A 20,025-nucleotide genomic window follows, 5' to 3' on the forward strand; every position below is an offset into this window, starting at 1 on the left:
TCTGTTTTTATGGCTAATTACGCTATTTTTTGTAAAATTTACGGAAAAATACTCTTAATTTTATTAAAAATTCTATATTTTAATTTGCCAAATTGTCCGCGCGGTATTTGTAAATCCCTACAGCTTGTATTGACGTCACTGTGATCTGTTGACAGATTTAGAATGCCATAAGGAAGAAAACAGCAGATGCCTGAATCATTCCACGCATTTACCGGATGCCGTGGATTCTCCTGCACCCTGTTCCGGGGTCTTCCTCCGTCATTTTAATTGGTGCCTTCGGGCAAGAGGCACGGACCATAACATTTAAAATACCGGTCCGGCCGCATGAACACACAACATCATCATCCATAATGGAGTACAAATAATGAGAAATTCCTTGGCTAAATCAAGGGTTTTGAAGCTTGGGCTTGGCTTGCTGGCCATGTCTGTCGCCGCCGGGCTACAGGCTAAAACCCTCGTCTATTGTTCAGAAGGCTCGCCGGAAGGGTTTAACCCGCAGCTGTTTACCGCTGGCACCACGTTCGACGCCAGTTCCATTCCGATTTACAACCGCCTGATCGAGTTTAAAAGCGGCACCACGGATATTGAACCGGGTCTGGCCGAGAAGTGGGACATCAGCGAAGATGGTAAAACCTACACCTTTCACCTGCGCAAAGGGGTGAAGTGGCAGGATAATAAAGATTTTAAACCATCCCGCGATTTCAATGCCGACGACGTGCTGTTCTCCTTCCTGCGTCAGCAGGATGCGAACCACCCTTATCATAAAGTGTCCGGCGGCGGCTATGAGTACTATCAGGGCATGGGAATGCCGGATCTGATCGACAAGGTTGAAAAAGTGGATGATTACACCGTCCGCTTCACGCTGACCCGTCCGGAAGCGCCTTTCCTGGCCGACCTGGCGATGGATTTCGCTTCCATTCAGTCGGCGGAATACGGCGATAAGCTGTTAAAAGCCGGCACGCCGGAAAAAATCGACCTGAATCCCATCGGCACCGGGCCGTTTAAGTTGCAGCAATACCAGAAAGATTCGCGCATTCTGTACACCGCTTTTGACGGTTTTTGGGGCAAAAAACCGGGCGTGGACCGCCTGGTGTTCTCCATCACGCCGGACGCTTCCGTGCGTTACGCCAAACTGCAAAAAAATGAATGCCAGATTATGGCCTACCCAAATCCGGCCGATCTGGCGCGCATGAAAGAAGATAAAAACATCACGCTGCTGGAAAAACCGGGGCTTAACGTCGGCTATCTGGCGTTCAACGTGCAGAAAAAACCGCTGGATGAGGTGAAGGTCCGACAGGCGCTGACCTATGCGGTAAACAAGTCCGCCATTATCGAGGCGGTCTACCAGGGCGCGGGGCAGGCGGCGAAAAACCTGATCCCGCCCACCATGTGGGGCTATAACGACGATATTCAGGACTACAGCTACGATCCGGAAAAAGCCAAGGCGCTGCTGAAGGAAGCGGGCGTGGCGGACGGTTTCACCGTCGATCTGTGGGCGATGCCGGTACAGCGACCGTATAATCCGAACGCCCGTCGTATGGCGGAAATGATCCAGTCCGACTGGGCGAAAATCGGCGTGCAGGCCAAGATCGTCACCTATGAGTGGGGCGAGTACCTGAAGCGCGCCAAAGACGGCGAGCATCAGACGGTGCTGATGGGCTGGACCGGCGACAACGGCGATCCGGATAACTTCTTCGCCACCTTGTTCAGCTGCGACGCGGCGGAAAGAGGCTCCAACTACTCCAAATGGTGTTACAAGCCGTTTGAAGATCTGATCCAGCCGGCGCGCTCGGTATCCGATCATGCAAAACGCATTGAGCTGTACAAGCAGTCGCAGGTGGTGATGCACGATCAGGCTCCGGCGCTGATCGTGGCGCACTCCACCGTGTATGAGCCGATCCGTAACAATGTGAAAGGCTACGTTATCGAGCCGCGCGGCGTACACAGCTTCAACAACGTGTCGCTGGATTAATTCTCAACCCGTCATTTTATGGGCAATCTCCGGGCCTTGCCTGCGCCGCTGACGATGTGCGCAGGCAAGGCTTTGTGCCCGTCAAATTGCAGATGTGAGCATAAATAAGCCCGCTAGCCGATGAGCCATCGGGCACTTATAGAGAGTTCGGGATATGTTGCAGTTCATACTCCGGCGTTTGGGGCTGGTTATCCCAACGTTTATCGGTATCACCCTACTGACTTTTGCTTTTGTGCATATGATCCCGGGCGACCCGGTGATGATTATGGCCGGGGAGCGCGGAATTTCCGCCGAGCGCCACGCGCAATTAATGTCCGAAATGGGGCTGGATAAGCCGCTGTGGCAGCAGTACGTGAATTATATTACCGGCGTATTGCACGGCGATCTGGGCATGTCCCTCAAGAGCCGCATTCCGGTGTGGGAGGAGTTCGTCCCGCGCTTTCAGGCGACGCTGGAATTGGGCGTCTGCGCGATGATTTTTGCCGTCAGCGTGGGGATCCCCGTCGGCGTGCTGGCGGCGGTAAAACGCGGTTCAATCTTCGATCACGCCTCCGTCGGGCTGGCATTGACCGGTTATTCCATGCCCATTTTCTGGTGGGGCATGATGCTGATCATGCTGGTTTCGGTCCACCTCAATCTGACCCCGGTGTCGGGACGTATCGGCGATACGGTTTTTCTGGATGAAAGCATGCCCCTTACCGGGTTTATGCTGATCGATACCCTTTTCTGGGGCGAGCCGGGCGACTTCGCCGATGCGGTGCAGCATATGATCCTGCCCGCCGTGGTGCTGGGCACCATTCCGCTGGCGGTGATCGTGCGTATGACGCGTTCCGCCATGCTGGAAGTGCTGGGCGAGGATTATATCCGCACCGCCCGCGCCAAAGGGCTGAGCCGCCTGCGGGTGATCGTGGTGCACGCGTTGCGTAACGCCATGCTGCCGGTGGTGACGGTTATCGGGCTGCAGGTCGGCACCATGCTGGCCGGCGCCATCCTGACGGAAACCATCTTCTCCTGGCCGGGGCTGGGACGCTGGCTGATCGATGCCTTGCAGCGCCGTGATTATCCGGTGGTGCAGGGGGGCGTGCTGCTGGTGGCCACCATGATTATTCTGGTTAACCTGCTGGTGGACGTACTTTACGGCGTGGTGAATCCGCGCATCCGTCATAGGAAATAGGGGGGAGGCTGAGATGACACAGGTTACTGAACCGGTTGTGGTCAATGGCGCGCCCAGGCCGATGACCCCAATCCAGGAATTCTGGCACTATTTTAAACGCAACAAAGGGGCGGTGATCGGCATGGCCTATGTGGCGCTGATGCTGATTATCGCCGTTGGCGCGAATGTACTGGCGCCGCATGCGCCATCCGAGCAGTTTCGCGATGCATTGCTTAATCCGCCGGTGTGGCAGGAGGGCGGAAGCTGGAAGTTTATTCTGGGTACCGACGACGTCGGCCGCGACGTGTTGTCCCGCCTGATGTACGGCGCCCGCCTGTCGCTGCTGGTGGGCTGTCTGGTGGTGGTGCTGTCGCTGATTCTGGGGGTGATTTTCGGCCTGCTGGCGGGCTATTTCGGCGGCGTGGTCGACGCCATCATCATGCGTATCGTCGATATCATGCTGGCGCTGCCCAGCCTGCTGTTGGCGCTGGTGCTGGTGGCGGTCTTCGGGCCGTCGATTGTCAACGCCTCGCTGGCGCTGACCTTTGTCGCCCTGCCGCACTACGTCCGCCTGACCCGCGCCGCGGTGCTGGTCGAGGTGAACCGTGATTATGTGACGGCTTCAAGCGTGGCGGGCGCCGGCGCGGCGCGTCAGATGTTCGTCAATATTTTGCCAAACTGCCTGGCGCCGCTGATCGTGCAGGCATCGCTTGGCTTTTCCAACGCCATTCTCGATATGGCTGCTTTGGGTTTCCTCGGTATGGGCGCGCAGCCGCCGACGCCCGAGTGGGGCACCATGCTTTCCGACGTGTTGCAGTTCGCGCAGAGCGCCTGGTGGGTGGTGACCTTCCCCGGCCTGGCGATTTTACTGACGGTATTGGCATTTAACCTGATGGGGGACGGCCTGCGTGACGCTCTCGACCCCAAACTCAAGCAGTAGCAGAGGTAGAGAGATGGCTTTACTCAATATAGAGAAACTGTCGGTTCACTTTGGCGATGAGGACGTGCCGTTTCGCGCGGTCGACCGCATCAGCTATCAGGTGGAGCAGGGGCAGGTGGTGGGCATTGTCGGCGAATCCGGCTCCGGCAAGTCGGTCAGCTCGCTGGCGATTATGGGCTTGATCGATTATCCCGGCAAAGTGATGGCCGGCAAGCTGGAGTTCGACCGGCGTGATTTAACGCGCATTGCCGAGAAAGAGCGGCGTCAGCTGGTCGGGGCGGAAGTGGCGATGATTTTTCAGGACCCGATGACCAGCCTGAACCCCTGTTACACCGTGGGATTCCAGATTATGGAAGCCATCAAGGTGCATCAGGGCGGCAACCGCAAAACCCGCCGCCAGCGCGCGGTGGATCTGCTGACGCTGGTGGGCATTCCCGACCCGCAGTCCCGGCTGGATGTTTATCCGCATCAGCTTTCCGGCGGGATGAGCCAGCGGGTGATGATCGCCATGGCCATCGCCTGCCGGCCCAAGCTGCTGATTGCGGACGAACCGACCACGGCGCTGGACGTCACCATTCAGGCGCAGATTATCGAACTGCTGCTGGAGCTGCAGCAGCGCGAGAATATGGCGCTGATCCTGATCACCCACGACCTGGCGCTGGTGGCGGAAGCGGCGCAGCAGATCATCGTGATGTACGCCGGGCAGGTGGTGGAGACGGGCAAGGCGACGGATATTTTTCGCGCGCCGCGCCATCCCTATACCCAGGCGCTGCTGCGCGCCCTGCCGGAGTTTGCGAGCGATAAAGCACGCCTGGCGTCGCTGCCGGGCGTGGTGCCGGGGAAATATGACCGCCCCGACGGCTGCCTGCTGAATCCGCGCTGCCCTTACGCCAACGATCGCTGCCGCCGGGAAGAGCCCGAACTGCGCGCGATACCCGGACGTCAGGTAAAATGTCACACACCGCTGGATGATGCGGGGAGGCCAAGCGTATGAACCCGAATAACCTTACATCGCCGCCGCATTTGCTGGATGCGATCGATTTGAAGAAACATTATCCGGTGAAAAAAGGCTTTTTCGCGCCGGAGAGAATGGTCAAGGCGCTGGACGGCGTCTCCTTCACTCTGGAACGGGGGAAAACGCTGGCGGTGGTCGGGGAGTCCGGCTGCGGCAAGTCGACGCTGGGCCGCCTGCTGACGATGATCGAAATCCCTTCCGGCGGCGAACTTTACTATCAGGGGCAGGATCTGCTCAAGCCGGATCAAACGGCGGAAAAGCTGCGCCGCCAGAAGATCCAGATCGTCTTTCAGAATCCTTACGGATCGCTCAACCCGCGTAAAAAAGTCGGTCAGATCCTGGAGGAGCCGCTGCTGATCAACACCTCGTTGTCAAAAGCCGAGCGCCGTGAAAAAGCGCTGGCGATGATGGCGAAAGTGGGGTTGAAAACCGAGCATTACGACCGCTATCCGCATATGTTTTCCGGCGGCCAGCGGCAGCGCATCGCCATCGCCCGCGGCCTGATGCTCGACCCGGACGTGGTGATCGCCGACGAACCGGTCTCGGCGCTGGATGTCTCCGTACGGGCGCAGGTGCTGAACCTGATGATGGATTTGCAGCAGGATATGGGGCTGTCTTACGTCTTTATCTCTCACGATCTGTCGGTGGTCGAGCATATCGCCGACGAAGTGATGGTGATGTACCTGGGGCGCTGCGTGGAAAAAGGCAGCAAAGAGGCCATTTTTACTAATCCGCGCCACCCCTATACCCAGGCGCTGCTGTCGGCGACGCCCCGGCTGAACCCGGATTTACGCCGCGAGCGCATCAAGCTGGTCGGCGAGCTGCCCAGTCCGTTGAATCCGCCGCCGGGCTGCGCGTTCAACGCCCGCTGCCGGCGCTGCTTCAGCACCTGTACCCAGCTTCAGCCGCAGTTGAAAACCTACGGCGAACAGCAGGTGGCCTGCTTCGCGGTCGATCAGGACGAGCAGGGCGTTCAGCCCGCGCGCTCCAGCTAATGGGTTGTCGCTGGCCCACGCCTCTTCCATTGCCGGCGTGGGTTAACCTGATTCACCGCAAGCAGAGAAGGTGCATGAATAATGAACCATCATGATGTATGCTTTTAACAGGCATACATTACCAACATGGGGGATGCTCATGGTTTCTGTTGCTTCGTCGCGCAAGCGGACGATAAACATCACGGTAGATCCGCTACTTGCGGATCGGGCTAAAAAACTGTCCCTGAATATTTCTGCCATCGCCGGCGAAGCCCTGGCAGCGAAAGTGAGGGAACTGGAACAGGCCCGCTGGCTTGAAGAGAACCAGGAAGCCATCAAGGCGATGAATCGCTTTGTCACAGAAAATGGAATACCGCGTAGTAGTAAAGGATTACGGGTAACCCGACCAACTGCGGGGGTTTAATACCCGCGGCGGATGTGCTGGTAGACGCCGTTGATTTTGTGACAACCGGCAGTTGACGCTAGTGGCGATGAGCCGAGCGGGTAAGGTGGAACGCCTCGGCCAGCCGGGCGACGCCGGGTTCAATCCGTTCGGTTTGGATGGCGTGGAATCCCAGGCGGAAATAGTTTTCCGGCGGATGGCTGTCGAGAAAATGGGCCTGACCCGGTTCGATCAGTACCCCGGAGTGGGCGGCCCGCCACGCCAGCTGCTGCGTATCGATCGCCTCCGGGGTGCGTATCCAGAAAGCGTTGGCGGGGGCGCTGCCGGGAATGCGCGAGCATTCGGGAAGGTGGGCGTTCAGCGCATCGTTGAGAATATTCCAGCGTCTGGCGGAGTCTGCGCGGTAGCGGTGCAGATAGGTTTCGTAATAGCCCTGCGCCAGAAAATGGGCCATCTGATACTGGATGCTGGTGGGGGGATGGCGGTAGACCAGCCTGCGCAGCGCGCGCAGCTCGTCAATCAGTTCGGCGGGCGCCACCACATAGCCCAGGCGCAGCCCCGGCGACAGCGACTTCGACAGGCTGCTGACGTAAATCACCCGGTTGTGGATGTCGCCGGCTTTCAGGGCGGCGCCGGGGTGGGGATCGAAACTGCTTTCCGAGTCGTAATCATCTTCGATAATAATCTGGTCGTGTTCACGGGCGTGTTCAAGCAGCCGCGTTTTACGGGCATTGCTCATGTTGATCCCCGTCGGCGCCTGATGGCTGGGGGTAACATAAAAATAGTCGCAGCCGCGGGACGCCTCGGTTAGCCGTATCCCTTCGCTGTCCAGCGCGTGCGGAATAATCTGCGCGTCCTGGAGAGAAAAGGTATTAATGGCTTCGCGGAACACCGGGTTTTCCACCCCGATGCGGGTGTTTTTATTCAGCAGCAGCCGGGCGAGCAGATAGAGCGCGTTCTGCGAGCCCATGGTGATAAGGATTTCGTCGCCGCGGGCGATGATGCCCCGTTTCGGCAGGATGCGCTTACGCACCTGTTCAACCAGCGGCGTGACGTCCTGGTCGATATTATCGTACAGCCAGCCGTGGTCGTGACGGCTTCCCATCACTTTGCGCGTCGTCTCCCGCCACTGCTCCAGCGGGAACAGCTGCGTATTCGGCTGGCCGTAGATAAAGGGATAGGGATAATCCATCCACTGGCCGGGTTTCAGGATCGCCAGATAGTTGCTGGGGCAATGATTGAACCGTTTGCTCCATTCCGGTGCTTGCGGCGCGGCGTCCGACCGGGCGCCGTCATCGGCGGCATCCGGCAGGGCGTCGGGTTGATGATAGTCCGGATGCAGGTAATAGCCGCTGCGCGGGCGGCTGATCAGGTAGCCGTCGTTAAGCAGGCTTTCGTAGACCAGCGCCACCGTATTGCGGGAAATATTCAACTGACACGATAGCTTACGGCAGGAAGGCAAGGGTTCGTCGATGGGAAACACCCCGGCGAGAATCGAGGCGACCAGCGTTTCCCGCAGCTGTTCCTGCAGGCTTCTGGTCGGTACGAAATCGATATACAGACAGTGATCAATCATTTTCCGCTCCCCCGTTCAACAACCCATACCGGAGAGACAAGCAAATTGCATACCTGAATGGCGTATCGGGATAAAGATAGCGGAAAGGGAAACACTGCCATGGGCGATATGGCAGTGCGGGATCGGGGAGAGTCTCAGCGCCGCGCGGTCAGTCGCGGTCGATGGCGAAGGGGGACCACGCCTGGCGCACCGGCATGATTTCGATGCGGTTGATGTTCATATGGTCGGGCAGGGTGGCGACCGTATAGATCTGTTCGGCGATATCCTGCGCGCTAAGCGGGGTGGTGCCCCGGTACAGCTGGTCTGACGCCGCCTGGTCGCCCTTGGTTCGCACCAGCGTAAATTCGGTTTCCGCGATGCCGGGAGCCAGATCGGTGACCCTTACGCCGGTGCCTTGCAGGTCGCAGCGCAGGTTATAGCTGAACTGTTTGACGAACGCCTTTGAGGCGCCGTAGACGTGGCTGCCGGGATACGGCCACTGCCCGGCGATGGAGCCGATATTGATGATGCTGGCCCCTTTGCCGGTGGCGATCAGCGTCGGCAATAGCGCATGGGTGACATTCACCAGCCCGGTGACGTTGGTGTCGATCATGGTGTGCCAGTCCTCCAGCGGCACCTTTTGCGCCGGGTAAGGCGCCAGCGCCAGGCCGGCGTTGTTAACCAGCGTTTTTACCGCCTTGAAGTCGGCCGGCAGCGTATCGACCAGCCGTTTGACCGCCTGCGCATCCCGCACGTCCAGCGCGGAATAGTAAACCGCAACCTGGCCCGACAGCTCGTCCGACAGTGCTTTCAATCGCGCTTCCCGCCGTCCGGTAAGGATCAGCGACCACCCCTTGGCGGCAAAATGGTGCGCCGCCGCGTGACCGAATCCGGATGTCGCCCCGGTGATAAACACAATATTCTGCATTGAAAACGTCCCTCTAAAGTTGGATAAAACGGTTTTGCCTACGGCGCGGGCCGGTGTGATGCCCGTCCATTTTCACTTTACGGAGTGGAAAACCTCTCTCACAGGGCCAGTTGCACGGAATCTGTGGGACAAACTGGCTCAGGGTTATTCGCTATCTGGCTCTATCCCCGTCGCCGTTTTTGTCCCTAGTCTGGTTTCGACGAGATGAAATGAATGCAACGCGGCCGGCGCCAGCCGATGCCCGCGTAACCATGAGGATGAGAAGATGACCCTGAAAAATGAAGTCGCGTTGTCTAATGATGAAGTCCGCCGGTTGGACAGAGAGTATGTTTTTCACTCCTGGTCGGCGCAGGGCGCGCTGAACCCGCTGGTGATTGCCGGCGGAGAGGGATGCCGCCTGTGGGATTATGACGGCAATACCTATCTGGATTTCAGCAGCCAGTTGGTGAACACCAATATCGGCCATCAGCATCCGAAGGTGATTGCGGCGATCAAGGCCCAGGCCGATTCGTTGACGACCATCGCCCCGTCCACGGCCAATCTGGCCCGCGGCGAGGCGGCCAGACGTATCGTCGCCCGCGCGCCGGATAAGTTCAGCAAGGTGTTTTTCACCAACGCCGGGGCGGATGCCAATGAAAACGCCATCCGCATGGCGCGCCTGTTTACCGGAAAAGAGAAAATTCTCTCCGGCTACCGTTCGTATCACGGCAACACCGGCAGCGCGATTGGCGCCACCGGCGACTGGCGGCGTCTGCCCAATGAGTATTCTCGCGGTCATATCCATTTTTTCACGCCCTATCTCTATCGCAGCGAGTTTCTGGCGCAAACGGCGCTGCAGGAGTGCGACGCGGCGCTGCATCATCTGCGGCGCATCATTGAGAGCGAGGGCCCCGACACCATTGCCGCCATTCTGCTGGAAACCATTCCGGGCACGGCGGGAATACTGGTTCCGCCCGCCGGTTATTTACCCGGCGTACGGGCGCTGGCCGACGAGTTCGGCATTCTGCTGATCCTGGATGAGGTGATGGCCGGTTTCGGCCGTACGGGCGCCTGGTTTACCTTTGAGCATTACGGCGTCGAGCCGGATCTGATCACCTTCGCCAAGGGGGTGAACTCCGGTTATGTGCCGGCGGGCGGCGTGCTGATCGCCGATCCCATCGCTCATTTCTTTGATACGCGCCTGTTCCCCGGCGGGCTGACCTATTCCGGCCATCCCCTGGCGATGGCCGCCATTGTGGCGACGCTGGACGCGATGGAGGAAGAAAAAATCGTCGAAAACGCCGCGCGGATCGGCGACGGGGTTCTGGCCGCCGGCCTGCGGACGCTGGGGGAGAAATACGCCATCGTCGGCGAGGTGCGCGGTATCGGCTTGTTCCATGCGCTGGAGCTGGTATCCGATCCGGTCAGTAGAGCGCCGGTGCCGGCTTCCGCGATGGGCGAATTTAAAACCTGCCTGCTGGAGAAGGGGCTATTGGGGTTCGTCGCTGAAAACCGTCTGCATGTGGTGCCGCCCTGTATCGTGACCGAGGATGAGGCGACGCTGGCGCTGGGCATTATTGATGAGGCGCTCGCCGAGCTAAACGCGAAGTTTTCCTGATGTCGTTTTCATGCGCCATGCTCGCTTTCACGCGCATGGCGTACTTGTTCGTCGTCCTCGCGCCAGCGGGGACCTCCTTCCGTCGGCGACGCGCTTTCGCCGTTTATCCTAAAGACTCCTCCGACTCAGCCTCTTTTTATCCCCCCATTAAAACAAAATATACGTTTTACCTATGGATATTGCGCCATATGGAGGCAAACAGGCGGCGATTTGCACCAAATGTGTTTTCCGCCTCCCCGGCTGTAAAGCCGATTCCCCTGTTATTGGTAAGGTCGGCGCAAAAACAAACCTTGGCATGGAAATGGCATCTGCTTGATCAGAAACCTAACCAACCAGTCAGAAACCGCCGCTATGGGGAGCCGGTATGAGCCAACCACTGTATGCAGATGAGCCATCACTCATAACGACGACATCGGTTCCGGCCGCGGCCAGAGCGGCAATCGTCGTGCGCGACGCCAACGTGATTTATCCGGCGGCCGACCGGCCGGTACAGGCGCTGAAAGAGATTAATCTGACCATTCGCCAGGGGGAGTTCGTCTCCTTTATCGGCCCTTCCGGCTGCGGTAAGACCACGCTGCTGCGGGTGATCGCCGATCTGGAACCCATCACCTCCGGCGAAGTGCTGGTCAACGATATGACGCCCGCGGAGGCACGGCTGGCGCGGGCCTATGGCTACGTTTTCCAGGCCCCCGTTCTGCTGCCATGGCGCACCGTGCTGGCTAACGTGATGCTGCCGCTGCAGGTTCAGGGCGTATTGCCCGCGCGCTGCGAGGAGATCGCCCGCGAGCAGTTGGCGCGCGTCGGCCTGAGCGGATTTGAGAAAAAATATCCGTGGCAGCTTTCCGGCGGGATGCAGCAGCGCGCGTCCATCGCCCGCGCGCTGGGGTTCGAACCGAGGATTCTGATGATGGACGAACCGTTCGGGGCGCTGGACGAACTGACCCGCGATAACCTCAACCAGCAGTTGCAGCAGCTCTGGTACAGCGAACGGCGTACCATGGCGTTCGTCACCCACTCCATTGCCGAAGCGGTTTACCTCTCCACCCGTATCGTCATTATGTCGCCGCGCCCCGGCCGCATCGTCAAAATCATTGACTCGCCCTTGCCCCATGAGCGGGATCTGTCCCTGCGCGATGCGCCGGAATTTATTCGTCTGGCTCAGGAGGTGCGTGAAGCGCTAATCGAGGGACACCATGAACATTGACGCCTTGCGCTATCGGGCGCTGCCGGTGTTGGCGGTGCTCGTTGCGGCGCTGCTGTTGTGGTATCTGCTGGCGATCGCGCTGAACGCGCCGGGGGCGATTGACCGCACCCTTGCCGCGGCGGGCGACTGGGGCTGGCGCGATCTGCTGCGCAGCACGCTGAATATGTCGCGCCCGGTGCTGCCGACGCCGCATCAGATTGCGGCGGATATCTGGACCAGCCTGACCAAATGGCCGCCGACGTCGCCGCGCAACCTGCTGCTGCATACCTGGGTGACCGCCAGCGCCGCCCTGAGCGGATTTGTGATGGGCGTCGCGTTCGGCCTGCTGCTGGCGATTTGCATCGTGCATTCCCGCACGCTGGATAAAGCCCTGCTGCCGTGGATCGTGGCCTCGCAAACGGTGCCGGTGCTGGCCATTGCGCCGATCGTGCTGATTATTCTCGGCAGCCTGGGGATTACCGGCCTGCTGCCCAAAGCCGCCATCGCCATGTATCTCTGCTTCTTTCCGGTGACCATCGCCACCGTTCAGGGGCTGCGTTCGCCGCAGAAGCTGGAAATGGAGCTGGTGCATACCTACGCCGCCAGCCGCATCGATACCTTCTGGATGGTCCGGCTGCCCTCGGCCCTGCCTTATCTTTTCCCGGCGTTTCGGGTCGCCATCGCCAGCGGCCTGGTGGGCACCATGGTGGCGGAACTGCCCACCGGGGCGCAGGCCGGTCTGGGCGCCCGCCTGTTAACCGGCTCTTATTACGGCAATACCGTGCAGATCTGGTCTGCGCTGGTGATGGCGTCTTTACTGGGCCTGCTGCTGACCGCGCTGGTCAGCCTGACGGAATACGGCGTGATGAAACGCCGCAAAGGGGGGCGGTGATGGGTAGATATGTTTCCGGCGGCGGCGGCATTGTGGCGGCGCTGATCGCCACCCTGCTGGGGCTGGGGCAACTGATCCCCGGCGGCGCGGGCGCGACGCGGGCGCTGATGGTGGAACTGCTGCTGCTGGGCGCGACCGTGCTGGCGCTTTACCCGTCGCGTTCGCCGTGGTTGCTGGCGCTGTTGATGGCGCCGGTGGTTGCGGCGGCCGCGCTGCTGATGCAGCCGGATATGCTGGAGCGGGTTGACGCCGTGTACTGGCTGGCGGCGGCGGCGCTGGCGATGCTGGCCTGGCATAGCGTGCAGCGGCTGGCCGCGCTCAACGGCCGCCGCCTGCCGGACGGCGCGGTTGCCGCGCTGTTCGGCGCCTGGGTGCTCTACTTCTGGCAATTGCTGGTCACGGTATTCGCGGTGCCCCAGGTTTTGCTGCCCGCGCCGTTGGATATCGTGCGGGCATTGTATGAAAACGCCGGGCTGCTGGCGGGCGATTTTGTGCAGACGGTGGTGAAAGCCGTGTTGGTGGGCTATCTGCTGGGCAGCGGCATGGGGATTGCGGTGGGCATTCTGATTGACCGGCTGCCGTTTCTGCAACGCGGTCTGTTGCCCCTGGCCAACCTGACCAGCACCATCCCGCTGGTGGGCGTGGCGCCGATTGCGGTGATGTGGTTTGGGTTCGACTGGCCCTCCAAGGCGGCGGTGATCGTGCTGGTGACCTTTTTTCCGGCGCTGGTCAGCACCCTGGCGGGACTACAGGCCAGCGGCAAGCTGGAGCGCGAGCTGATGTATTGCTACGCCGCCACGCCGCGCAAAACGCTGTGGGTATTGCGTTTGCCGGCCGCATTGCCCTTTATTTTCAATGCATTGAAAGTCAATGCCGCCCTGGCGCTGATTAGCGCGATCGTCGCCGAGTTTTTTGGCTCCCCCACGTCCGGGCTGGGTTTCCGTATTTCAACCGAGGCGGCGCGCATGCATATGTCCACGGTGTGGGCGGCGATCGTGGTGGCCTCCGTGGTGGGGTCGCTGTTTTACGCTCTGCTGGTGCGGTTGGAGAAGAAAGTCAATTTCTGGCACCCCTCGGTACGCGGGGAGTCGTAGTCCGTTCGTCGTTGTGTGTTCCACTTTACTCCGAGGATACTCAGATGAGAGATCGTTCCGCTTTTCGCTCCTGTCTTATCGTGGCCGCCGCCACGCTGGCGCTTTCCCTGACCACCGGCGTCCGGGCCGCCGAGAAGGTCACCCTGCAGCTTAAATGGCTGCCGCAGTCCCAGTTCGCCGGCTACTACGTGGCGCAGGCGAAAGGCTATTACCAGGAGGCGGGGCTGGACGTCACCATCAAACCCGGCGGCACCGATATCTCCCCGGTGCAGGTTATCGCCGGCAAATCGGCGGACGTAATCGTCAACTGGATGCCGGATGCGCTGGCGGCGCGCGAGTCCGGGGTGCCGCTGGTGAATATCGCCCAGATCTTCGACCGTTCCGGCATGATGCTGACCTGCCGCAAATCGACGGGGATTAAAACCCCGACGGACTTAAAGGGCAAAACACTGGGGGTGTGGTTCGGCGGCAACGAGTACCCCTTCTTCAACTGGATGCACAAGCTGGGCTATCAGCCGGATAAGGATATCAAGGTGCTGAAGCAGGGCTTTAACGTCGATCCGCTGCTACAGAATCAGGCGGCCTGCATTTCCACCATGAACTACAACGAATACTGGCAGCTGATCGACGCGGGAATGAAGCCGGACGAACTGATCTCCTTCCCCTATGAGGATCAGGGCGTCTCCACCCTGGAGGACGGCCTCTATGTGCTGGAATCGAGCCTGAAGGATCCGGCGTTCGTCGCCAAAATGGCGAAATTCCTGAAAGCCACCTATCGGGGCTGGAACGACGCGGTGAAGAACCCGGCCGAAGCGGCGGAGATCGTGGTGAATGAGGATATGTCCGGCTCGGCGACGTTAGAGGTACAGCAACGGCAGATGGAGAACGTCGCCAAGCTGATTACCAATGCCGGCACGCCGAAAATCGGCTATCTGGAACCGGCGGCCTATCGGCGTACGGTGGAGGTGCTGCTGAGCGGCGGCGGCGCGTCGGTGATCAAAAAAGACCCCGGCGACGGCGCCATGACCCACGCGGTCTGGGACGCCGCGGCGCACTAACCGCTTGTTGCGCGCGGCCCGTAAATCCGCGGTTTACGGGCCGTCTGCCCGCTGTCAGCGGGTGTCGCCGGTAGGCGTCCCGCAGCGTATCCAGGCGCAGATCGAAAGTCGGTTGCATGGTATTTTCCTCACTCTTCTTCAATAACAATGACGCACTGTCCGGCGCTGACGGGCGATCCCGGCCGTACCCGCACTTCGCGCACCACCCCCGCGCAGGGGGCGGCGAGCGGGATTTCCATCTTCATGGATTCCAGCACCACCAGCGTGTCGCCCGGCGCGACCTGAGCGCCCACCGCCACCGCCACCTGCCATAGGTTGCCGGCGATCGGGCTTTCGACGCCATATTGGCCGGGCAGCAGGGGGGCGCTTTCCGGCGCTTCCGCGTGTTCGGCTTCGCCGTCGAGAGGCGCCCGATCGGCGTCGGCCCAGCGCAGCCGCTCGGCGTTGAACGCCGCTCGCTGCCGCCGGCGAAACGCGGCGATGCCGTCCGCCTCCCGTTCGAGAAATGCCTGATAGTCGGCCAGCGCCAGCTCGCCGTGTTCAATGCGCAGCGGATAGCGTCCCAGCGGGAAGTCGCGGCGAATTTGCAGCAGCTCGTCGGCGGAGACCGGATAGAAACGGATCTGATCGAAGAAGCGCAGCAGCCAGGGCTTGCCGTCGAACGCCGCCACGTCCCGGTAGCGGTTCCACATTTGCAGGGTGCGGCCGACAAACTGATAGCCGCCGGGTCCTTCCATGCCGTACACGCACATATAGGCCCCGCCGATACCCACCGAGTTTTCCGCCGTCCAGGTGCGCGCCGGATTGTATTTGGTGGTGACCAGACGATGGCGCGGATCGAGCGGTGTGGCGACGGGCGCGCCCAGATAGACGTCGCCCAGCCCCATCACCAGATAGCTGGCGGCGAACACCAGGCGGTGGACCTCGTCCAGATCGTTCAGGTCGTTGATGCGACGGATAAACTCCAGATTGCTCGGGCACCACGGCGCGTCCTTGCGCACCGTGGTCATGTATTTCTCGATCGCCAACTGGCAGGCGGGGTCATCCCAGGAGAGCGGCAGGTACAGGATACGCGAAGGGACGCGCAAATCCTGTTTTTCAGCGACCTTTTGCCACAGGTCGGCCACCCTGCGCAGCAGCTGCGGTAGCGGCAGCGTTTCCGGGCGATAGTGGATTTGCAGCGAACGGATCCCCGGGGTGATATCGATAATGCCGTCAATGTCGTCCGCCTGCAGCATTTGCATCAGCACGTGGCCGCGCAGGCGCAACGCCAGATCCAACTCCGCTTCGCCCAGCTCCAGCAGCAGATAGGTATCGCCGCTGAGGCGGGCCGCCAGCCGCCGGTCGCCCTGTCCGCAGTCGAGCACCACCGGGGATTGCAGCGGATGCGGTCGCCACTCCAACGCCTGCGCCCGCAATTCGGCATATTCCGTTTTGCGCGCCACGGCCAGCGCCCGCGCCGTTTCAATGCTGACCGGGGTAAAGCGCACCTTGTCGCCGGCCTTGAGCTGGCCGAGTTGCCACAGGTCGGCCTCGATGACGGTGACCGGACAGACGAATCCGCCCAGGCTCGGACCGTCCGGGCCGAGGATCACCGGCATATCCCCGGTGAAATCCACGGCGCCGACGGCGTAAGGATTGTCATGGATATTGGAGGGATGCAGTCCCGCCTCGCCGCCGCTCTCCCGCGCCCATTCCGGTTTCGGGCCGATCAGGCGCACGCCGGTGCGGCTGGAGTTGAAGTGGACTTGCCACTCGGTGGCGAAAAACCGGTCGATATAGCCGGGGGTGAAATACTCGGGGGCGCCGTGCGGGCCATAAATGACCCGCATTTCGCGCACCGCGGGCAGCGTGGCGATCAGGTCGTCGGGCAGCCGCGCGCCGCCGGCGTCGTCGCGCAGCGCGGGCAGATGCAGCACGTCGCCCGCGCGCAGCGCGCGGCCGGCATGGCCGCCGAACTGTCCCAGCGTAAAGGTGCTTTTACTGCCTAAATAATCGGGCGCCTGAATGCCGCCCCGCAGGCACAGATAGCTGCGTGCGCCCGCCCCGGTAATCGTGCCCAGCCGCAGGGTGGCGCCCGCCGGGATGGTGAAGGCGGCGTTCATCGGCTGCGGCCGTCCGTCCAGCTGTATCGGCAGTTCGGCCCCGGTCACCGCGGCGACGGCTGCGGTATTGAAGCGCAGGGTGGGGCCGCTCATGGTCACTTCCAGCGCCGCCATGCCCGCGTCGTTGCCCAGCAGGCGGTTTCCCAGACAGAGCGAGCGGCTATCCATCGGCCCGGAGGGCGGAACCCCCACGGCCCAGTAACCGATACGTCCGGGATAATCCTGCACCGTGGTTTGCGTGCCGGCGGCCAACACCTCGAACGTACTGGCCTGATAAACCAGCGTTTCCAGACAGCGGGTCCAGGGCCGTCCGCTGGCGAATGGCGTATCCCTCAGGATCTGGCGCAGATACTCGCGGTTGGTTTCCACCCCGTAGAGCGCCGTATCGGCCAGCGCCCGATCGAGGGCGGTTAAGGCCTCTTGCCGGTCGGGGGCCCAGGCGATCAGTTTGGCTATCATCGGGTCGAAATAGGGCGGGATCTCACATCCCGCTTCGACCCAGGTATCGATGCGCAGCGATTTACCCTCGGCGTGAGGGAAGTCGACCGCCGTCAGCAGCCCAGGGCTGGGCTGAAAGTTGCGCCCCGGATCTTCGGCGTACAGCCGGGCCTGAATCGCATGGCCCTGCGGCGCCAGGCTCCGCGCCAGCTCGGCCAGCGGCGGCAGTTCCCCCGCGGCCAGTTGCAGCATCCAGCGCACCAAATCCACGCCCCATACCTGTTCGGTGACGCCGTGTTCAACCTGCAGGCGGGTATTGACCTCAAGAAAATAAAAGCGTTCGTCCTGGCCGTCGTAGATGAACTCGACCGTACCCGCGCTGCGGTAGTCGACCGCACAGGCCAGCTTGACCGCCGCGTCGCACAGCGCTTTATCCATCCCGGCCGGCAGGTTCGGCGCGGGCGTTTCTTCCAGCACCTTCTGGTTACGCCGCTGTACCGAACAGTCGCGTACGCCCAGCGCCAGCACCTCTCCGCCGCCGTCGCCGAAAATCTGTACCTCCAGGTGACGGGCGCGTTCGATATACTTTTCGACGAATACCCCGGCATCGCTGAAATTGTTCTGCCCCAGACGGCGAACGCTGTCGAAAGCCTCCGACAGCTCGTCGGCGCGCCAGCATACGCGCATGCCGATGCCGCCGCCGCCCGCGGTGCTTTTCAGCATCACCGGGTAGCCAATGGCGCTTGCCGCCGCCAGCGCGGCGTCCGCATCCTCCAGCAACGCCGACCCCTCCAGCAGGGGAATGCGCTGAGCCTTCGCCAGCGCGCGGGCGGTATGTTTAAGGCCGAATACGCGCAGCTGTTGCGGCGTGGGGCCGATAAAGGCGATCCCGGCGGCTTCACAGGCTTCGGCGAAGGCGGCGTTTTCCGACAGGAAACCGTAGCCGGGGTGAATGGCGTCGGCCCCGGTTTTTCTGGCCGCGTCGAGGATCTTATCCACCATCAGATAGGTTTGCGCCGCGGGGCCGTCTCCCAGGCTGACCGCGACGTCCGCCTGCCGGACATGCAGACTGGCGGCGTCGGCTTCTGAATAGACCACCACGCCCGGCACGTTCAGGTCGCGCAGGGTGCGTAAAATACGGCAGGCGATGGCGCCGCGATTGGCAATCAATACGTTTTCAAACATGTGAAACGCTCTCGGAAATGGGCAGGTCGTCCTGCTTCTGCTGTTCTGCGCCAGGGTCGTCCGCGGCGCGGATGCCGAGGCATCAGGCTCCGTGGCGCGCCGTGGCGGTTATCGCGTTGCCTGGTCCGCGTCGCCGGGCGGTTGATTTTCGCCTCGTCACGACCATATCAGCACCTCCGCCGGGGTGGGGTTCCAGCCGTTGCAGGGGTTATTGAGCTGCGGGCAATTGGAGATCAGTACGATGACGTCCGTCTCCGCCCGCAGTTCGACGTACTTTCCCGGCGCCGAGATGCCGTCTTCAAAGGTCAGTCCCCCCTCGGGCGTGACCGGGACATTCATGAAAAAGTTGATGTTGGCGCCGATGTCTCTCTTATCCAGACGGCCGTCGTGCAGGCAGGCGCACAGGAAGTTGTCGCGGCAGCTGTGCATATAGCGTTTATCCAGCGCATAACGCACGGTATTGCTCTCCTGCGCGCAGGCGCCGCCGAGCGTATCGTGCCGGCCGCAGGTGTCGGCGACGATGGTCAGCAGCGGGTTGCCGAGATTGGAATAGAGTACGCTGCCGGTGGTCAGATAGGCGTTGTTCTGACGGCGCAGCGTGCGCTGGGGATCGTAGCGCTCCCGCGGGTCGGCGGCGCGGTAAAACAGCGTATCGACGGCCTGGTTGCCTTCCAGATCGAGCAGGCGCAGCGTTTGGCCTGTTTTAACTTCAAACAGATAGGGTTCGCCCGCCGGGATCACATGACGCGACAGCGCCTGTTCCGGCTGAAGGTGACTGGTGGTTAAGCTCATCGTATTATCCCTCACAGGTATTGGCGTTCAGTGTTATGCAGGGCGCGGGCGTTTTCCGCGCGCGAATGCCGGCAAAGTTCGGTGATGCCGTCGCCGTTTGGCCGCAGCCAATTTAGTCGCACGGGCTTGGGGGAATAGCGCGGATTGGGGTCCATGGGGTGCTGGAGCGCGGTGAGTATCACCAGCGTATCCATCGGCGCGTAGAGTTCGACGTAATCCCCGGCCTTGGCATTACCCGGCTGGAAGTGGAAGCCGCCGCTTTCATCCACCGTCACCTTGCTGAACAGGTTGACGACCATCAGCAGGTCTTGCAGATTCAGGTTCCACTTACCCATCTCCACCAGCAGGTTATCCACGCCGTTGCGATGGAAGGCGTTGCGCTGTTCCTGATAACGTCCCGGACCGTATTTCTCCTCGACTTCCCGTGCGTTGAGCGCCCCGCCGAAGCTGTCGTGCCAGCCGCAGGTGTCGGCGGTGACGGCGGCCAGCACCCGGCCCATATCCGAATAGAGACAGTGGCCGACGGTGAGTTTTGCCGTGTGCTGGCCTTTCAGGGTGTCGGGCAGATTAAGCCGCTCGCTGGGCTGGGCCGCATTCAGCAGCATCAGGCTGACGTTGGCGTCGCCCTCGATATCCGTGATGCGCAGCAGTTGGCCGCGGCGCAGGACAAACGAGGCGTGTCCGCCGCCGGGAACGATTTCTTCATATAAAGCAGACTGTAAAATCAATGGGTCGGTCATG

16 protein-coding genes are annotated in these 20,025 nt (G+C 61.1%); 11 read left to right on the plus strand and 5 right to left on the minus strand.

Going from position 1 to position 20,025, the window contains the following annotated elements:
• Positions 1–364: 364 nt before the first annotated feature.
• The 6 genes from dppA (at position 365) to EH206_RS00315 (ending at position 6,478) form a co-directional block, all read left to right on the plus strand.
• Positions 365–1,972: a dipeptide ABC transporter periplasmic-binding protein DppA gene (gene dppA / locus EH206_RS00290; protein WP_009110841.1), complete on the plus strand. Its 1,608-nt coding sequence runs from the start codon at positions 365–367 to the stop codon at positions 1,970–1,972.
• A 154-nt stretch (positions 1,973–2,126) separates the two neighbouring features.
• Positions 2,127–3,146 (plus strand): dipeptide ABC transporter permease DppB, encoded by a 1,020-nt coding sequence (gene dppB, locus EH206_RS00295; protein WP_009110842.1) that lies wholly within the window; start codon positions 2,127–2,129, stop codon positions 3,144–3,146.
• A gap of 13 nt (positions 3,147–3,159) precedes the next feature.
• Positions 3,160–4,065: a dipeptide ABC transporter permease DppC gene (dppC, locus tag EH206_RS00300; RefSeq protein ID WP_009110843.1), complete on the plus strand. Its 906-nt coding sequence runs from the start codon at positions 3,160–3,162 to the stop codon at positions 4,063–4,065.
• A 13-nt stretch (positions 4,066–4,078) separates the two neighbouring features.
• Complete coding sequence (gene dppD, locus EH206_RS00305) at positions 4,079–5,059, plus strand: dipeptide ABC transporter ATP-binding protein (protein ID WP_009110844.1); 981 nt, start codon at positions 4,079–4,081, stop codon at positions 5,057–5,059.
• Positions 5,056–6,075, plus strand: coding sequence for a dipeptide ABC transporter ATP-binding subunit DppF (gene dppF, locus EH206_RS00310; protein WP_009110845.1), 1,020 nt, complete (start codon positions 5,056–5,058; stop codon positions 6,073–6,075). Before dppD ends, dppF begins: the two co-directional genes overlap by 4 nt.
• A gap of 91 nt (positions 6,076–6,166) precedes the next feature.
• Positions 6,167–6,478: a type II toxin-antitoxin system CcdA family antitoxin gene (locus EH206_RS00315; RefSeq protein WP_232216557.1), complete on the plus strand. Its 312-nt coding sequence runs from the start codon at positions 6,167–6,169 to the stop codon at positions 6,476–6,478.
• 58 nt (positions 6,479–6,536) lie between these two features.
• Here the strand turns inward: EH206_RS00315 and pdxR are convergent, their stop codons facing one another.
• Complete coding sequence (pdxR, locus tag EH206_RS00320; RefSeq protein WP_009110847.1) at positions 6,537–8,033, minus strand: MocR-like pyridoxine biosynthesis transcription factor PdxR; 1,497 nt, start codon at positions 8,031–8,033, stop codon at positions 6,537–6,539.
• Positions 8,034–8,181: 148 nt separating this feature from the next.
• Complete coding sequence (locus EH206_RS00325) at positions 8,182–8,940, minus strand: SDR family NAD(P)-dependent oxidoreductase (RefSeq protein WP_009110848.1); 759 nt, start codon at positions 8,938–8,940, stop codon at positions 8,182–8,184.
• Positions 8,941–9,205: 265 nt separating this feature from the next.
• Here EH206_RS00325 and EH206_RS00330 point away from each other — a divergent pair, with 265 nt between their 5' ends.
• The 5 genes from EH206_RS00330 (at position 9,206) to EH206_RS00350 (ending at position 14,764) form a co-directional block, all read left to right on the plus strand.
• Positions 9,206–10,537, plus strand: coding sequence for an aspartate aminotransferase family protein (locus tag EH206_RS00330; RefSeq protein ID WP_009110849.1), 1,332 nt, complete (start codon positions 9,206–9,208; stop codon positions 10,535–10,537).
• A gap of 364 nt (positions 10,538–10,901) precedes the next feature.
• The gene (locus EH206_RS00335) at positions 10,902–11,741 is read left to right on the plus strand and encodes an ABC transporter ATP-binding protein (protein WP_009110850.1); all 840 of its coding nucleotides are present in this window, start codon (positions 10,902–10,904) and stop codon (positions 11,739–11,741) included.
• Positions 11,731–12,612, plus strand: coding sequence for an ABC transporter permease (locus tag EH206_RS00340; protein ID WP_009110851.1), 882 nt, complete (start codon positions 11,731–11,733; stop codon positions 12,610–12,612). The genes EH206_RS00335 and EH206_RS00340 overlap by 11 nt, the downstream gene beginning before the upstream one ends.
• Positions 12,612–13,706: an ABC transporter permease gene (locus EH206_RS00345; RefSeq protein ID WP_009110852.1), complete on the plus strand. Its 1,095-nt coding sequence runs from the start codon at positions 12,612–12,614 to the stop codon at positions 13,704–13,706. Before EH206_RS00340 ends, EH206_RS00345 begins: the two co-directional genes overlap by 1 nt.
• A gap of 44 nt (positions 13,707–13,750) precedes the next feature.
• Positions 13,751–14,764, plus strand: a complete 1,014-nt coding sequence (locus EH206_RS00350; protein WP_009110853.1) for an ABC transporter substrate-binding protein — start codon at positions 13,751–13,753, stop codon at positions 14,762–14,764.
• Positions 14,765–14,892: 128 nt separating this feature from the next.
• Here the strand turns inward: EH206_RS00350 and uca are convergent, their stop codons facing one another.
• The 3 genes from uca to EH206_RS00365 all read right to left on the minus strand — a co-directional run bounded on the left by uca (position 14,893) and on the right by EH206_RS00365 (position 20,024).
• The gene (gene uca / locus EH206_RS00355; RefSeq protein ID WP_009110854.1) at positions 14,893–18,492 is read right to left on the minus strand and encodes an urea carboxylase; all 3,600 of its coding nucleotides are present in this window, start codon (positions 18,490–18,492) and stop codon (positions 14,893–14,895) included.
• A 156-nt stretch (positions 18,493–18,648) separates the two neighbouring features.
• On the minus strand, positions 18,649–19,284 hold the full coding sequence (locus EH206_RS00360) for an urea amidolyase associated protein UAAP2 (protein ID WP_009110855.1): 636 nt from the start codon (positions 19,282–19,284) through the stop codon (positions 18,649–18,651).
• A gap of 11 nt (positions 19,285–19,295) precedes the next feature.
• Positions 19,296–20,024, minus strand: a complete 729-nt coding sequence (locus tag EH206_RS00365; protein WP_009110856.1) for an urea amidolyase associated protein UAAP1 — start codon at positions 20,022–20,024, stop codon at positions 19,296–19,298.
• Position 20,025 lies beyond the last annotated feature (1 nt).

Source organism: Brenneria nigrifluens DSM 30175 = ATCC 13028 (genome assembly GCF_005484965.1).
Taxonomy (GTDB): Bacteria; Pseudomonadota; Gammaproteobacteria; order Enterobacterales; family Enterobacteriaceae; genus Brenneria; species Brenneria nigrifluens.

Bases quoted from the DNA above. Each gene is read 5' to 3' on its own strand.
- EH206_RS00330 (WP_009110849.1), top strand. From the start codon at position 9,206: ATGACCCTGAAAAATGAAGTCGCGTTGTCTAATGATGAAGTCCGCCGG.
- dppC (WP_009110843.1), top strand. From the start codon at position 3,160: ATGACACAGGTTACTGAACCGGTTGTGGTCAATGGCGCGCCCAGGCCG.
- EH206_RS00350 (WP_009110853.1), top strand. From the start codon at position 13,751: ATGAGAGATCGTTCCGCTTTTCGCTCCTGTCTTATCGTGGCCGCCGCC.
- uca (WP_009110854.1), bottom strand. From the start codon at position 18,492: ATGTTTGAAAACGTATTGATTGCCAATCGCGGCGCCATCGCCTGCCGT.
- EH206_RS00340 (WP_009110851.1), top strand. From the start codon at position 11,731: ATGAACATTGACGCCTTGCGCTATCGGGCGCTGCCGGTGTTGGCGGTG.
- EH206_RS00335 (WP_009110850.1), top strand. From the start codon at position 10,902: ATGAGCCAACCACTGTATGCAGATGAGCCATCACTCATAACGACGACA.
- EH206_RS00345 (WP_009110852.1), top strand. From the start codon at position 12,612: ATGGGTAGATATGTTTCCGGCGGCGGCGGCATTGTGGCGGCGCTGATC.
- EH206_RS00360 (WP_009110855.1), bottom strand. From the start codon at position 19,284: ATGAGCTTAACCACCAGTCACCTTCAGCCGGAACAGGCGCTGTCGCGT.
- EH206_RS00365 (WP_009110856.1), bottom strand. From the start codon at position 20,024: ATGACCGACCCATTGATTTTACAGTCTGCTTTATATGAAGAAATCGTT.
- dppF (WP_009110845.1), top strand. From the start codon at position 5,056: ATGAACCCGAATAACCTTACATCGCCGCCGCATTTGCTGGATGCGATC.
- EH206_RS00325 (WP_009110848.1), bottom strand. From the start codon at position 8,940: ATGCAGAATATTGTGTTTATCACCGGGGCGACATCCGGATTCGGTCAC.
- EH206_RS00315 (WP_232216557.1), top strand. From the start codon at position 6,167: ATGATGTATGCTTTTAACAGGCATACATTACCAACATGGGGGATGCTC.
- dppD (WP_009110844.1), top strand. From the start codon at position 4,079: ATGGCTTTACTCAATATAGAGAAACTGTCGGTTCACTTTGGCGATGAG.
- pdxR (WP_009110847.1), bottom strand. From the start codon at position 8,033: ATGATTGATCACTGTCTGTATATCGATTTCGTACCGACCAGAAGCCTG.
- dppA (WP_009110841.1), top strand. From the start codon at position 365: ATGAGAAATTCCTTGGCTAAATCAAGGGTTTTGAAGCTTGGGCTTGGC.
- dppB (WP_009110842.1), top strand. From the start codon at position 2,127: ATGTTGCAGTTCATACTCCGGCGTTTGGGGCTGGTTATCCCAACGTTT.